This window comes from Chitinophaga rupis, from assembly GCF_900109685.1.
Taxonomy (GTDB): domain Bacteria; phylum Bacteroidota; class Bacteroidia; order Chitinophagales; family Chitinophagaceae; genus Chitinophaga; species Chitinophaga rupis.
Genome location: NZ_FOBB01000009.1, coordinates 110,485 through 126,285, shown reverse-complemented (window position 1 = coordinate 126,285; position 15,801 = coordinate 110,485). Strand labels below are relative to the sequence as shown.

Below are 15,801 nucleotides of genomic sequence, written 5' to 3'. Positions count from 1 at the left end.
CCCAAATCAGAAAGAACATCTCAGGTTCACGCCAAAACGCCTTGTGGTGGGCACTGCCAGGTTATCATACCCCTGTGAGTTTCCTACACCCAGTGAGCTTACTTCAGGATCGAAGTTGGAATACTTCGGGAAGTTGGGTGCGTTGTACCACAGGTTACGGCCGGTTAAGGAAATGGAGGCGGAACCAAAAGGCGTTCTGCCCAGCAGGCTTTTTGGCAGATCATATGCCAGCGATACCTCACGCAGGCGGAATACCGTAGCATCAAAGATGGAGCCTTCATTCACACCACCGGGGCCCATACCGCCACTGAAGAAATGATCTTCGTAAGACATGGCTACATTGTTCGGGATCTTTTTCCCGGTTGCGTCATGTAACGCGGTGAGGGTATTAATATCTCCCAGCACCCCGGGCGATACAATCTGGAACTCACGGTCTTCCGTATCCCTGGTTACCCCGCGCGACATCATTTGCCCAATGGTGTTGGAGTAGATCTGGCCACCCTGCTTCCAGTCGAACAATACATTCAGCGAAAGGTTCTTATAACGGAAGGTATTGGTGATGCCTAAAATAAAATCAGGATTGGGATTGCCGATAGGCAGCAAAGCGCCTGACTGTAACGGCTTACCGGTGTTTGGATCAATGAGGATATCACCATCCGAATCCCGCGCATAACCGGTACCTTGTATTAAGCCATAGGGCTGGCCTACAATGTGCACGCTGCTGGTACCATTGGTGCCGCCATAGCTGAAGCGCTCATACCCGCCCAGGTCTTTAATGATGTTGCGGTTGCGGGTAAAGTTGGCCCCTATATCCCAGTTAAAACCCCCGCTGGTTTGTATGGGCGACAGGTTTAACCCTACTTCTATTCCTTTATTGGTGGCCTCGCCCAGGTTCAGGATCTGCGTGGTATAACCGGAGGATGGCGCTGCGGTTACCTCAAAGATCTGGGAAGTGCTTCTTTTATTATAGTAAGTAAAGTCAATGCCTATACGGTTATTGAAGAACTGCAATTCTGTACCTAATTCAAGCTCTGTAATGAACTCCGGTTTCAGGTTAGCATTGGTAAGCAGATTGGCCTGCGTTACCACATTGTATACCGCGCCGCCAGCGGGCGTAAATGGTAAGCCCACATTGGCCGGCGTGGTAGATGCTCCCAGTATAGGATTTATCTGGTAAAAGCTCTGCGTTTGATAAGGGGATGCCTCGTTACCTACACGGGTATAACCGGCCCTTACCTTACCAAAATTCAGGATCTCTTTATCCATATGAAAGGCTTCCGTAAACACCAGCGATCCATTTACACCGCCGTAAAAGTAGCTGCGGTTGTTGGCCGGCAGCGTGGAGGATACGTCGTTACGGCCTACCAGGTTTAAGGAAGCAAAGTTCTTATAGTCCAGCGTAATGTCCGTAAAGAAGGCGTAGTAACGCTGTTTAAGGATGTTGCGGTTATTGTTTAGCTGGATGGGCGTAATGGAGCTGGTGTTATTCATATCTATCAGGTCCGCTACAATAATGTTATCGCCGTAAAATGCCTTACGGTCTGTTAAGCGCTGGTTTACGTTGTTACCTACTATGGCGCGTAACGACAGATCAGCGCTAAGCGGGCGGGTAACGGTTAACAGCAGCGTGTTATCCAGCTCCTGCCGGTAAATATTGTCTGATGTAATGCTGCCGTTGGGATAAGATGAAGATCCTTTACCGCGTGTGCTGATCCTGCGATCAGTATAAGCATTAAAGCCAATGGTGTTCTGCACATTTAACCAGGGCAGCGGATCAAAGCCTAATACCAGGTTACCATAATACCGGTCTACCGCACTGGTGGAAAGGCTGTGCTTTACCGACCAGTAGGGATTATCCACCCCGGTATAGTCGTACACGTTACTGCCATCGATTGGATTTTCGTAAGGATAATTAGTAAGGTCGTAGCTGGTGGGCACATACATTAATGTAGACATGATAGACCCCGTAAGACCGCCCACCGGCGGCGTTTTCTGCCGGGTGATCACATAGTTGATGGAACCGCTTGCATAGAATTTGTTATCTAACCGGATATTACCGCCCACGTTCATGGAAGTACGGTTAATTTCATTATTCGGTACAATACCGTTATTCATGGTATGTGAAAAACCTGCGTTAAAGTTGCCCTTTTCACTGCCGGATGAGATGGTGATGGCATTTTCATATACACTGCCATCCCGGAAGAAATTCTTCACGTTCTGGTCTGCATAGGACTTATAAGGCACCTGTTTGGGTGTTACGCCATCTGCCTCATAAATTTCCGGAAACACGGCAGAGCTGAACTGGCGGGTAAGCTGGTGCGGAATGGTAGTGCGCGTAGGCAGCATGCTTTTCACTCCGGGAAAAGGCTGGCCCCAGGAAGCGTATACCCCATGACGGTAGTCGTTATTGGTGCCCTGCCCGTACCTGGTCTGGTACTCCGGCAGGCCGGCTACCTGCTCCACCGAGTAAGAGGTATTGTATGTGATCTCTAACCCTTTTCTTGATTTCTTTTTACCGGCTTTGGTGGTGATGATGATGGCGCCGTTGGCTGCACGGGAGCCGTACAAAGCCGCTGCTGCTGCACCTTTCAGCACCGTCATGCTTTGGATGTTATTAGGGTCGAGGTCAAAAGCGCGGTTGGTTACGCCTACCCCACCCACAGAAGCGCCGCCCACATTGGCAAAGCTGGAGTTATCGAAAGGCACCCCATCCACTACAAACAAAGGCTGGTTGTTGCCATTGAGCGAGGAGTTACCGCGGATAGTAATATTGGTACCACCACCGGCCACCCCACCGGATGATTGAATGTTCACCCCTGCTACCTTACCGGTTAATGCGCGGATAGGATCGGGCTCTGATTTCTGCGCCAGCTTTTCTGAAGTAACGGTGCTTACGGAATAGCCCAAACTTGTTTTCTGGCGGGCAATACCGGCTGCTGTTACAACAATATCGTGCAGCTGTTTTACAGCGGATTGCAGCTTGATGGTTTCTGATGCGGAGGCAGGTATCTCTGTTACGCTATAACCAATAGCGGAGATCACCAGCGTAGCGCCCTGTTTTACTTTAAGGGTAAAGCTGCCATCCACGCCGGAGGCCACGCCATTGCTGCTGCCCTTTTCCACGATGGTGGCGCCGGGAAATGGCTCGCCGGTTTCCCCCAGGATCTTGCCTTTAATAATGGTATCTGCCGCGGGGCGCAAAGCTGCCATATCATTGGCGGCAAAATGTTTTACGGAAGCCCCGTCGTGATTATCTTTTAAGATGATGAACCCTTCATTGCTCACAACATAGCCAATATCCTTCCCCAGTACCCGGTTCAGTACTTTGCCCAATTCTTCTTCATCTGCTTTTGCAGTTACTTTTCTGTCCAGCGCTATCTGGCTGGAGCTGTAAACGAATTTTACTGCTGCTTTGCTGCGGATCTGGTTGAGCACCAGCTTCAGGCTCATATCATCTGCCTGCAGTGAGATCTTTTTGCTGAGAATACCTTGTGAATACACTGCATTTGCATAGGTGATACCGGACAATAACATACCTATCATCAGGTTCAACGACGTTCTTTTCATGCGTTTGGTCAGACAGGTATTTGTCTTTAAATGTTTGTGCATAGCCCTTTTCTTTGTGAGATTTCTGGTTGATTAAGACAAAGGAATTCCCTTCCGCGCTGACACGCGGCTTCCCAATAGCTTCATTTTGACAAAAGCTGAGCTTATGCTTCCCTTTCCTGAAGCAATACTTCCAATAGATTTTACCTGGCTACAGGTAGTGATTTACTTACCTGTGCTGCTGTTCACCGGTAGCTGCATGTGTAATGTTGTGAGTGGCTTTTACCCTGGTCATAGGCTGAATTTTAAAGTGTGATTTTGGTTGATAAGGTTCATGACTCTTTTTTTAGCTTTAGCAAAATAGCTCTTCCTTTGATCTCAAATTCCAGGTTGAGCGCCTGGCTGATCATCTCCATCGTACTTTTTAGTGACTGATCTGTAAAGTCGGCTGTTATCAGATTATTCCGGATGCCTGCATCCTGCAGGTCTATTTCTACATCAAATTTTTTCTCTATCCGCGGTACTACATCTGCCATACGCACATCATTAAATGCCATGTCGTATTCTGTTCCTTTTGTGAGCTCATGAACGGATGTACTGTTATTCTGGTCCTTTGCTATGGCGGCTGCCGGCTCAGAGTAAGTGGCCTGCTGGTTAGGGAGCAGGATGATCTTTTCTGACTGCGGCGCGCTTAATGATATTTTACCGGTAAGCACTGCTACCTGCGTTTCTGTGCCGGTGCTGCGTATGTTAAAGCTGGTGCCCAGCACCGTGGTGGTAAGCGTACCGCAATGGATCCGGAAAGGGTGTGCAGCATCTTTTGCTACTTCAAATAATGCCTCGCCCTGTAGGGTTACGGTGCGGCTGCCGCTGCCGAATGTAACGGGAAAAACAAGCTTGCTGTTACCCTTTAACCAAACTATTGATCCATCAGACAATATGTGTTTCTTTATTTTCCCCGCAGTACTCGTCATTGCCGTAAGGCGGTGCGGGGCTATTACGTTCAGCAAGCTATTTTTAAACAGGAAACCTGCAATAATAAGACAGGCTACAGATGCTGCGATCCTTACACTACGCGCGCTGGTGAAAAGGCGGCGTACCACGGCGGGCTGTGATGTTTTGTCAATGCGCGCCAGCAGCCGCTCATACCCCTGTGTACGTGCAGCTTCTTTTTCCGCTTCCGGCAATGCTTCAAATGCCTGCTCATCTGCCATTGCATCCAGCCACTGTTCCAGCTGAACAGTTTCTTCCGCACTCAGGGCGCCTTTCAGGTATTTATCGATCAATGTTTTCAATTCTTTGTTATTCATCAGTTTCCCGGAACTTGAAATTTACAATGGCTGTATGGGTGTGTTCTATATATATGTACACTGAGCGGATGCAAACACCTACTCATCTCCCAAAAAAAATTAAAATTATTTATGAAAGTACGCCATTTACTAAACGGGTACACAGCAGCATACTTATATGCAATAGATAAAAACAGAATATATGCAACGCATTAAAAAGAGGAGATGATCAACAGGAAGCAGAAGTAATGCCCCAGCACCATTCTTAACTGGCGCAATGCTTTGGTGAGATGGTTCTCTACCGTTTTGTGGGAAATGTTAAGCGTGCTTGCAATGTCATTGATGGAGAGATGTTCCTGGCGGCTCATGCGGAATACCTGCTGGCACTTTTCCGGCAGCCTGGAAATTTCTTTTTCCATGGTATTCTTCAGGTCATTGGCGGCCATATTTTCTTCGTTGGAATTATCGGCCAGCGGTACAGAGGCCTGGCTGGCATATTTCCTGCGCACCTGGTCTGACTTTAAATAATTAAAGAGCTGGTATTTAACAGCGGTGAATAAATAAGCGGATAATGAATGGGTGAGATCGAGTGTAGCGCGTTTCATCCAAAGCGAAAAAAATACTTCCTGGATGATCTCTTCTGCTGCTTCTTTAGACTTTAAACGGTTATAGATATACGAAAAAAGCCTGGGCCAGTATTCGTTGTAGATGGCTTCATAGGCGGTTTTATCTCCCTCCTTTAGCCGTGCAGTCATGGCTGCATCATCAAACGAATTATATTTATTAATAATGTTCAATATTTTTGCCCTTTCCGCCCATTTATGGATATAAATAAACAAAAAAGAACTAAAAAATCATAACAATATCCTAAATTATGGACATCTATTTAAAAAAATAGCACATTCATTGCATGTGGGTGTATCATAATATTACAAAAAAAATCCCCTGTACACCCGGATGAGTATCCGGTAAATGCAAAAGCCAGGCAACATATGGTTACCTGGCTTTTTGCGTAACTGCTGTATTACTATGGTTGTTGCATCATTCTTACAGTGCCATACACCGGGCCTACGTGATTATCTTTCCGGGCCTGCAGCTTTACCGTAACGGTTTGTTTGCCTTTGGTAAGCTCCACCGGAATAGGATACACCACATCATAAAACTTGCTGGCCTTATATTTATTCAGATCATCCGTACCTACCTGCACACCATCTATTAATATATCAAACTTGCAGTAACGGTTATCCATACCCCAGTAAGTACACTGCAGGCTGTTTTCCTTTTCCGGGTTCACCTTCATAGTAAACTGCATGTACCCGTCGTCCCACACGGCCCTCCATTTTTTACCATGCTCTTCGCCGGTAGTGGTTTTATCGCTGGTAGTGAAATTATGATCACGCTCCGGCTGCATTTCCGCAATGCGCAGCGCATCTACCGTGCGGGATTCTATTTCCTGCTGTTTCTTCTTTTCTGCTTCATATTTAGCCTGTTGCGATTTCCAGCCATCCGGGGTAAAGGCATCCCAGTACACGCTATAGTATTCATTCTGAATGGTGTTGAACGGCACCAGTGTCACATCTGCCGGCTGGCCTATGTTGCTGGTATGGAATACCAGGGATTGCGGATCATCTGTACGCAGCCATTTGTTGGCATCTTTTTCAGCGGTCACCAATACCGGTATGCCTGTTACAGGATCCGGCTCTTTATTACCTAACTGTCCGGCCAGTACTACAGGGCCGTAGAACAGGGCTACACGGCCCGGGTTATCGGGCATTGCTTCGGTATACACATCCATGGGTAAGGTTAGCGCTACTTTATCACCGGTTTTCCAGGTACGGTTAATGGTAATGTAACCATCCTCACCGGGGGTAATGGCCTGCGGTTTACCATTTACCGTGAGCTGCATACCCTCCTGCACCCAGCGCGGCTTGCGGATGCGTAAAGCAAATGCAACGGGCTTTTTAGCGGTAACGGTAAAGGCTACTTTATCACCGGCAGGCAGCTTTGTTTGCTGTTCCAGCGTAATGCCTTTCTGCTGCCAGTTCAGGCGCGATGCAATGAACAGGTTCACATACAGGCTGCCATCTGTGCCTTCAAAATAAATGCTCTCACCATACTTCACATGGTTTTCCATACCGGAACCCACGCAGCAGGTAAAGGTGTGGAACGAATCGCTGAACTCCTTACGGGTGCCCATACGCAGCGGCACAAAGTAACACATCATACCGCTTTCGTGGTTCTGGGAAGAAAGGATGTGATTGTATAATGCGCGTTCGTAAAAATCCATCAGGTTAGCTGCGGGCTGCAACGCAAACAAATGCCGGGTTAGTTTCAGCATGTTATACGTATTACAGGTTTCCATGGTGTTTTCTGTGAGATAATCGTTTAGCTGGTCCGGAGGGCCCAGGTACTCATAGTTACTGTTACCACCCGGTGCATAGGAGTGGTGCTGTGTAACCGTGTTCCAGAAGAAACGCCCGATAATGCTGTCCTTATCAGCGCCCGTTAGCTCATATCGGCGTATGCAGCCAATTACCTTGGGTATTTGCGTATTGGAATGTTTACCGGGCAGCACATCCTGCTGAAGGGCCAGTGAATCCAGCACACGGCGGTCGTGGAACCTGTAGGAAAGGTCCAGGTATTTCTTTTCACCGGTAAGGGCGTAGGTGTTCACCAGCGCTTCGTTCATGCCGCCGTATTCACACAGCAGCATTTTCTGCACCAGGGAATCCGGTAAGTGACCTACTATTTTCTCCGTCCAGTCGGCCATACCTTTTTCTACATCCAATGCCTGCTGGTTATTACAATAGATATAAGCATCCAGTAAACCCGCCATGATCTTGTGCACAGTATACCAGGGCGACCAGCCGCCGTTGAGATCAAACCCACGGGAACGGATATGCCCTTCCGATACTAATTGCCAGATGCTATCCTCGCTGGGAATAGCGCCTATATAACCTGTTTTGCGGTGCTGCTGGCATTCTGCCAGCTCGCTTACCATGTAATTCACTTTATCCAGGAAACGCTTATCGCCACTGGCCGCATAATGCATAGCGCAGGCAGAGAGGTAATGGCCCAGTGAATGCCCTGCCAGGCCGGATGATTCCCAGCCGCCATAACGTTTAGCTTTTGCCTTCAGACCGGAATGCTCCCGGAAATCGGCCAGCAAACGGTCCGGCTCTAATAACGAGAGGTAAGCAACATCCGCATCCTGCGCCTTTTTAAAAGGCCCGTCCAGGATCTGTACATCTTTCAGGTTAAAGCTGTAAGCATGTACCGGCACCTTAGCGGCTACCTTCATTATCTTCTCCTGCCGCTCCGGTACGTAAGACTGTGCCAGCAGGGCGTTATAACTTGTGTGTAACAGCAGGATGGAAAAGAGTAATTTCTTCATTGTAAAATAGTTTAGGAAGCTGCAATGCTTGTTACAATGACGTGGAATAAGCCATTTATTTCAATTGATAGAACCGCCAGTTAGTTTTGAAATCTTTACTGATAGTTTGATTGGTAAGAATGGCGCGTAACATTTCCACCGGCATTTCATTTTCATGCAGCACCGCGTCATGATATTGTTTGTATGTCATTTTACCACTATCCACCAATTCCTTTTTCAGTGCATAGAACTGCAGGCCGCCGATCATGTAAGCCAGCTGGTATAAAGGGCTGTAGCCCAGGCCTGCTACAAAAGAGCGGCGTACTTCGCCGGCTGCATTGGCCCGCTCATGTCCTACCCTATCCACCAGGAAATCTATACACTGCTGGGGCGTCCATTTGCCCAGGTGAAAATTAAGGGAGAAGATAATGCGCGCGCAGCGGTGCATACGCCAGAACAGCATGCCCACACGATCTTCCGGGGATTGCGGGAACTGCTGATCCCACAACAACATTTCCCAGTACAGCGACCAGCCTTCTATCCAGAACGGCGTATCAAAATCCCGGTAGGCTTTGTAACGGCGGTTCATATACATCTGCAGGTGGTGGCCTGCTATCAGCTCATGATGCACGGTAGCACGGGAGAAATGCGGGTTATTACCACGCATGCTCATCAGCTTATCTTCCTCGCTCATATCATCCGTTGGGTAAGAGATGCTTAACACTTCCCCGCCGGTAAAGAAGGGATTCACCAATTGCCGCTCCGGCGTCATCATGATCATGCGCCAGCTTTCTTCTGCCAGGAGCGGAATGGTTACCAGCTCTTTCTGTTTCAGGAAGGCAACGGATTCATTGTATAGCTTCATGATCGCCTCCGGTTGTTTGCCGGCAGGCACATAGGTGTTCTTTACTTTTTCCAGCGCCTTTTTCCAATCGTCGCCAAAACCCATTTCCCGGGAGGCTTTCAGCATTTCGGCATCACACCAGGCAAATTCCTTGTTGGCTATTTGTATCAGCTCTTCCGGGGTGTAAGGGATCAGCTCATCCTGCAGCTGGCGGATCAGCTCATCACGGCCAATGGGATAGCCGATAATACCGCTGCCATCATCCTTAGCGCCGGGAGCAACTTTTTCCTGCGCTTTCCAGGCAATGGCATAGGTGCTTAAAGCGGTATCCAGGTCGGCATAAGGTTTGGCCATCCACCAGGTGTATTGCGGATCATAGCTGTTGTAGAACTGGTGTACGCTGTGCAGCGCATCTTTTAAGCCTTTTACAATACCCTGCGCTCTGAGAATGTGGTAGATATCAACATTCTTTTCTTCCCGCAGCGCTTTAGCTTTCTTCAATACATCTACCGACATGCTGTGAAAGTCTGCGGCCAGCTGTTGCGCATTTTGCTCTGTGCCCCGCCGGCGCAGCTTTTCCACTGCGTAAAGCTTATCGGCAAAAGGAAACCATTCTTTTAACTGATTGTATTGCGTTTCTTCTTCCTGTAAGCTATGCAGCTGTGCCTGCAGGTCTTTTTTGAACAGGATATAATCTACCCGGCTACCGGTAGGCAGGGCATTAAAATCAACCTGGTCCAGCTGCTGCAGGTATTGATTATTCAGCTTTTGCAGCTGCTGCCTGCGTTCCGGCGAGTTACCTACAAAATAAAAACGGCTGATGCTGCCTTTGTCCGCATTATACGTTACCATGAGGTTATTGATCTCGCTGGTTTGCTGGTATAATGCTACAGGCGCCTGCTGTTGTGCATGCGCTATTGAGTTAGCGGCTGCCAATGCCGTCAATACCCATACGATCCTGGTTGCTGCCTTTTTGCCCATCATGTTATATGTGGTTTACTTATCCCCGTTGCGGGTGGAAAGGTGTTATATCCATAGAAGCAGGTATGCCCTGCACCAGCTCACTTACCAGCTTACCGGTACCTGCGCCCAGGCTGATGCCCAACATGGAGTGCCCGGTGGCAATGGTTAAATTCGTATACTGTTGTACGTTACCAATGTAGGGCAAGCCATCTGCACTGCAGGGGCGATAGCCATACCATACCTTATCTGCCGCAGGCATAGGAATATCATACGCCGGGAAATAGCGCTTTACGGATTCCAGGATGCCCTGCACCCTTTGCATACGCGGCGGAGCATTTACCCCGGTAATTTCCATGGTGCCGCCAAAGCGGATCTTGTTCCCGTCCATGGGTGAAATGGCTACCCGGGCCTCGCTTAATATAATGGAGTGATGCACTTTATAAGGCGCATCTTCATACGTTACGGAATATCCGCGCCCGCCTACCATGGGTAAGCGCAGGTTCAGCTGTTTGGCCACTGCGCTGCTCCACACACCGGCTGCCAGCACCACATGATCTGCGGGGTATTGCTGGTTAGCTGTTTTCACGCCCTTCAGCACCCTGCCTTCTGTAATAAAACCCGTTACTTCCTGGCTGCCTATCAGCCGCACGCCTTTTTGCTGCAACCAGTTCAGCAAACATTGCATAAGCTTATTGGGATACAGCTGCGCATCGCCGGCAAAATACAGTGCGCCTATTGCATCTATATCCGCACCAGGCTCCATGGCCTGCAGCTCTGCTTTATTTAACAGGCGGGTATCTAACCCTAAGGCTAAAGCGTCTTTTAAAGTATGTTCCGCATGGTGCGCATTTTCTGCTGTTTTAAACAGCTCTAACATGCCTTTGGGCTCATAGGCGAAATCCATACCCGGCAGCTGCGCCCAGCTTTCATACAGCTGTTTGCTGAGCAAAGCAATATCCCGCAGGGGAATGGCCGACCGCTCCACATGCTCTTTGGTAGCGCTTTTCATGAACTTCAATCCCCAGGAGATCAGCTCCCCGCTTAAACGCGGCTGCACATAAAATGGACTTTTAGCATTCAGCATCCATTTTAATCCCTGTTTTATAATACCAGGTGTGGCCAACGGTACAAAATGGCTGGGGCATACATACCCTGCATTGCCGTAGGAGCAGCCCTGCTGCATATCCGTAGTATCCAATACAGTGACCTTATATCCAGCATCCTGCAAATAGAATGCGCTGCTAAGGCCAATAATTCCGCCGCCAATGATGATAACTTCCTTAGACATATTGTTCTGCTATATTACCTGTAATCCGTATGCATACGGATCATCTTCCGGGTCAATTGTAATGGTGTTGTAGCCGTAGATCCTGGCCCAGCCTTCAATACTGGGGCGGATAGCCGGTACGCCTCCGATATTGGTTTCCTCTTCTATACGGCCAATGAATTTAGAGCCGATAATACTTTCATGAATAAACTCATCGCCTTTTTTAAGCTTGCCTTTAGCGTACCACTGCGCCATACGGGCAGAGGTGCCGGTGCCGCAGGGTGAGCGGTCTATGGCTTTATCGCCATAGAACACGGCATTACGGGCGGTGGAAGTTGGGTCTAACACCGCGCCGGTCCATAATACATGGGAGCAGCCGTTGATATGCGGATTGTCCGGGTGTACGAACGTATATTTTTCGTTAATGCGTTTCCGCATTTCGCGCGCCCAGGTAATGAGCTGTGCGGAGGAATAGTTTTCCAGTCCGGAGAAATTCTCCTGCGCATCTACAATGGCGTAGTAGTTGCCGCCGTAGGATACATCTACCTTCAGCAGGCCCAGGTCAGGGCATTCCACTTCCAGGTCCGTTGCCGCCAGGTAAGACGGCACATTGGTGAGCTTTACGCTTTTTACCTTATTGCCTTCCTGTTTATAAGTAACGGTCACCAACCCTGCCGGCGCTTCCATACGCACTACGCCGGGCGTTTTGGGCGTAATGAGCCCTTCCTCAATAGCAATGGTAATAGTGCCAATGGTACCGTGGCCACACATGGGCAGGCAACCGCTGGTTTCTATGAACAGCACTGCTACATCATTAGCCGGATCATGCGGCGGATATAAAATGCTGCCGCTCATCATATCATGCCCGCGGGGCTCAAACATCAGCCCTTTACGGATCCAGTCATATTCACGTAAAAAATGATTACGCTTCTCACTCATGTTGTTGCCTTCCAATACCGGTCCGCCGCCGGCTACCAGCCGAACGGGATTACCGCAGGTATGCGCATCAATGCAAAAAAATGTTTTCTTAGCCAAGGATGAAGTCAATTACGAATTATCAATTACGAATTACAAATTAGTATAACGGAGCTTCCAGCTTTATTTTTAAATGTGAGTGCGGTTTGTTTAATATGCCACTACATCATTATTAAATGTTCAGAAACCTTTAGTTATCCCTGAAGTATGTGGTTTCCGGTTTACGCCGCTACCCTCATTCCCAAAAATATTCAGAAGCCCTGAGTACAAAGTTGCGAGTATTGATCAAAGGTTTGCAAAAATTAACATAAAATCATGGGTATCCTGCCTGGATCAGATTAAAATGAGGGCAGCTACCGGTTAATTTATGGTAATTCGCTGGTTACCGGTTCCTGTTTTTGTACCGGTGCAGCCGCCGCTTTTTTACCCCATACGCCGTAATATACGGGTATACCCAGCAGCACCAAACCCAGTCCGGGCCAGGTATACATAGGTTTATACGCCAGCAGCGACAGGCAAATAATGGTAGCAGCCACCACATAAAACAAGGGTAATACCGGGTAACCAAAGGCTTTGTAAGGGCGGTGCAGATCCGGCCGCTTGCGGCGCAGGCGGAAAATACCGATAATGGTCAGGATGTAAAAGATCAGCACCACAAAGATCACATAATCCAGCAGCTGCCCGTATTTACCGCTTAAACACAGCAGGGAGGCCCACAAACATTGCAGCCACAGGGCTTTGGAAGGCACTGCATTCTTATTTAAGGTGGCCAGCTGTTTAAAGAACAGGCCATCATTGGCCATGGTATAGTATACCCGTGCGCCAGCCAGTATCAGCCCGTTGTTACAACCAAAGGTAGATACCATGATAAGCGCGGCAATAATATACGTTCCCATACTGCCAAAAATGTGTACGGAAGCCGCCACCCCTACCCGGTCGCTTTCTGCAAAAGCCACTTCATGTAAAGGCATTACCCCCAGGAACATCATGTTGGTAGACACGTAAATAACGGTTACCACCAGTGTGCCCAGGAACAGGCTAAGGCCAATATTCTTTTCCGGGCGTTTGATCTCTGCTGCTATGAAGGTTACGTTATGCCAGGAATCACTGCTGAACAAGGTACCCACCATACTGCCTGCAATAGCCCCCATTACCGCTAAACCGGTGTAAGGCAGCAGCCCCTCGGGCGTAAGCTTTTGCAGGGCGAAACCGGTTTGCCAGTTAGCATCCCACACTTCTTTACGGGCAGCCAGCAAAAAACCGAAAATAATAAGGCCGAACAAGGCGGCTATTTTGGTGAGCGTAAACGTAGTTTGAATGATCTTACCTTCTTTTACACCGCGTGTATTCACATACGTGAGTAATACGATCAGTAAAATGGAGGTAAGCTGCGCCGCGGTGACCTGCATAAAACCCAGGTCGGCCAGCACATTTTTCTCGCTTAAGGTAGGAAAGATATATGCGGCAAATTTGGCAAAAGCCACACCCACGGCGGCAATGGTGCCGGTTTGTATAACGGTGAAAAAGCTCCACCCATACAGGAAGCCTACCAGCGGGTTAAAGGCTTCTTTGAGATATACATACTGTCCGCCTGCCTTGGGAAACATAGCGCTTAGCTCTCCATAGCTCAGCGCGGCCGTAAGGGTTAACACACCAGCCAGCACCCACACGATGGTAAGCCAGCCTGCGGAGCTTACGTTGCGTACAATATCAGCGCTTACAATGAAGATACCGGAACCGATCATAGACCCGGCTACGATCATGGTAGCGTCCAGCAGCCCGAAAGAGCGCTTAAAAGATGTTGGTTGATCTGTTGACATGGGTGTGTATTTTGTCCATGGTCGATGGTCCATAGTCCATGGCCTACTCCATGATGGTTGATATTACATAAACCGGCAGGCGTTGTAACAGTCTACGGACAATGGTCCATGGCCGATGGTCCATAGTCCATTGCCTTGTGCGATATAACAGTTACTGCGTGTTATGTCAACGGCACGCAATTCTCAGCTTTCCATGATATACATGCATTACGCAGTAGGCTATGGACTATCGACCATGGTCCGTGGACGGCGGTAGCCTGCTACCGCGTATACTCATTATCCACCATTCGCCAAATGCCCAGCGGGTTAGCGTTTTGCAGGGCTGCAGGCAGCATGCTGTCCAGGAATCCCTGGAAACATACCGGCCGTACCCAGCGTTTAATGGCGCTGGTGCCTACGGAGGTAAAACGTGCATCGGTAGTGGCCGGGAACGGACCGCCATGCACCATGGCTGCGCATACTTCCACACCGGTAGGCGGCGCATTTAAGATCACGCGGCCGGCCAGGGTGGTTTGCAGGGCAATAACATCCGCATAGGCGGCCATATCAGCTTCTGTACCTACTGCAGTAGTAGTAAGCTGGCCTTTTACACTTTTCAGTACGGCTTTCAGCTCCTCCTTATTATCACATACTACCAGCAGTGAGGAGGGGCCGAACACTTCTTCTTTCAATACCGGGTTAGCCAGGAAATCCTTTGCGGCTACGCGGGCCAGTGCCGGGTGGGCTTCCAGCTCCGCGGGCGCTGTTACAGATTCGCTTACCAGCGCCACGCCCTGCTGCGCCAGTATTTGCTGCCGGCCTTTTACATAAGCCTGCTGAATACCGCCGTGCAGCATTTTTTGCGGGGCACATTGGGCAATGGCTTCACCCAGCAGCTGTGCAAAATTTTCCAGCGCTGCGCTGCGGATGCCCAGCAGCAGGCCGGGATTAGTACAAAATTGTCCCATCCCCAAAGTAACCGACCCGCCAAAGGTTTGCGCCAATGCAGCGGCATTTTTTTCCAGCGTATCCGGGAGGAATACCACCGGGTTAATGCTGCTCATTTCCGCAAACACCGGTATGGGGGTCTCTCTCTGATTGGCATAATCGAACAATGCTTTACCGCCTGCAAAAGAGCCGGTAAAGCCTACGCCCGTGGTTAACGGGTGTATCACCAATTGTTTTCCTATATCATTGCCCGGAGCCGCTACATGCTGTACCGTGTGCTCCGGCATATTGGTCTTTTTAATCGCTTTCTGCATAGCCTCAAATACCTTTTGGGATGTTTGGGCATGTGCCGGGTGGCCTTTGATCACCACGGTAGCACCGGCAGCCAGCGCACTGGCGGTATCGCCGCCGGCAGTGGAAAATGCAAAGGGAAAGTTGCTGGCGCCAAACACCACTACAGGGCCTACCGGTAGTAACATTTTACGTATATCCGGCCGGGGCGGCGTGCTGGCAGGGTTGGCGGTATCTATCACCGCCTCTACCCAGCTGCCTTCTTTTATAAGGCGGGCAAAAAGTTTCAGCTGATTGGTGGTACGGGTAAGCTCCCCGTTCAGGCGGGCCAGGGGCAGGTTGCTCTCCTGGTTGGCAACAGGCACCAGGGCTTCCCGCTGCCCTTCCAGCTCATCTGCAATAGCTTCCAGGAAAAGGGCTCTTACGTGGGCAGGTATTGTTTTGTAGTGTTCAAATGCAGCAGCGGCCTGCTGCAGTACGATATCTACATCTATCATGGTTTCTTG

The 15,801-nt window shown here is 49.2% G+C and carries 9 protein-coding genes; all 9 read right to left on the bottom strand.

Translation table 11 applies throughout. The annotated features are described in order from the left end of the window. Positions 1-6: 6 nt before the first annotated feature. Entirely contained in the window at positions 7-3,609 is a 3,603-nt protein-coding gene (locus BMZ54_RS26510; RefSeq protein ID WP_089919199.1) for a SusC/RagA family TonB-linked outer membrane protein, read from the bottom strand. Positions 3,610-3,878: 269 nt separating this feature from the next. Beyond that, complete coding sequence (locus tag BMZ54_RS26505; RefSeq protein ID WP_089919197.1) at positions 3,879-4,856, bottom strand: FecR family protein; 978 nt, start codon at positions 4,854-4,856, stop codon at positions 3,879-3,881. A gap of 191 nt (positions 4,857-5,047) precedes the next feature. Further along, a complete protein-coding gene (locus tag BMZ54_RS26500) occupies positions 5,048-5,674 on the bottom strand; it encodes an RNA polymerase sigma-70 factor (RefSeq protein WP_089919195.1) in 627 nt (208 codons plus the stop codon). A 188-nt stretch (positions 5,675-5,862) separates the two neighbouring features. Beyond that, positions 5,863-8,229: a glycoside hydrolase family 127 protein gene (locus tag BMZ54_RS26495; RefSeq protein WP_089919193.1), complete on the bottom strand. Its 2,367-nt coding sequence runs from the start codon at positions 8,227-8,229 to the stop codon at positions 5,863-5,865. Between the two features lie 55 nt (positions 8,230-8,284). Beyond that, positions 8,285-10,036 carry a DUF885 family protein gene (locus tag BMZ54_RS26490; protein ID WP_238386700.1) on the bottom strand — a complete coding sequence of 584 codons (1,752 nt, stop codon included), beginning with the start codon at positions 10,034-10,036 and terminating at the stop codon, positions 8,285-8,287. 16 nt (positions 10,037-10,052) lie between these two features. Further along, complete coding sequence (locus tag BMZ54_RS26485; RefSeq protein WP_089919191.1) at positions 10,053-11,303, bottom strand: NAD(P)/FAD-dependent oxidoreductase; 1,251 nt, start codon at positions 11,301-11,303, stop codon at positions 10,053-10,055. Between the two features lie 9 nt (positions 11,304-11,312). Next, a complete protein-coding gene (locus BMZ54_RS26480; RefSeq protein WP_089919189.1) occupies positions 11,313-12,317 on the bottom strand; it encodes a 4-hydroxyproline epimerase in 1,005 nt (334 codons plus the stop codon). Positions 12,318-12,622: 305 nt separating this feature from the next. Beyond that, positions 12,623-14,077, bottom strand: coding sequence for an APC family permease (locus tag BMZ54_RS26475; RefSeq protein WP_089919187.1), 1,455 nt, complete (start codon positions 14,075-14,077; stop codon positions 12,623-12,625). Between the two features lie 260 nt (positions 14,078-14,337). Continuing rightward, positions 14,338-15,792, bottom strand: a complete 1,455-nt coding sequence (locus BMZ54_RS26470) for an aldehyde dehydrogenase (NADP(+)) (protein WP_238386699.1) — start codon at positions 15,790-15,792, stop codon at positions 14,338-14,340. Positions 15,793-15,801 lie beyond the last annotated feature (9 nt).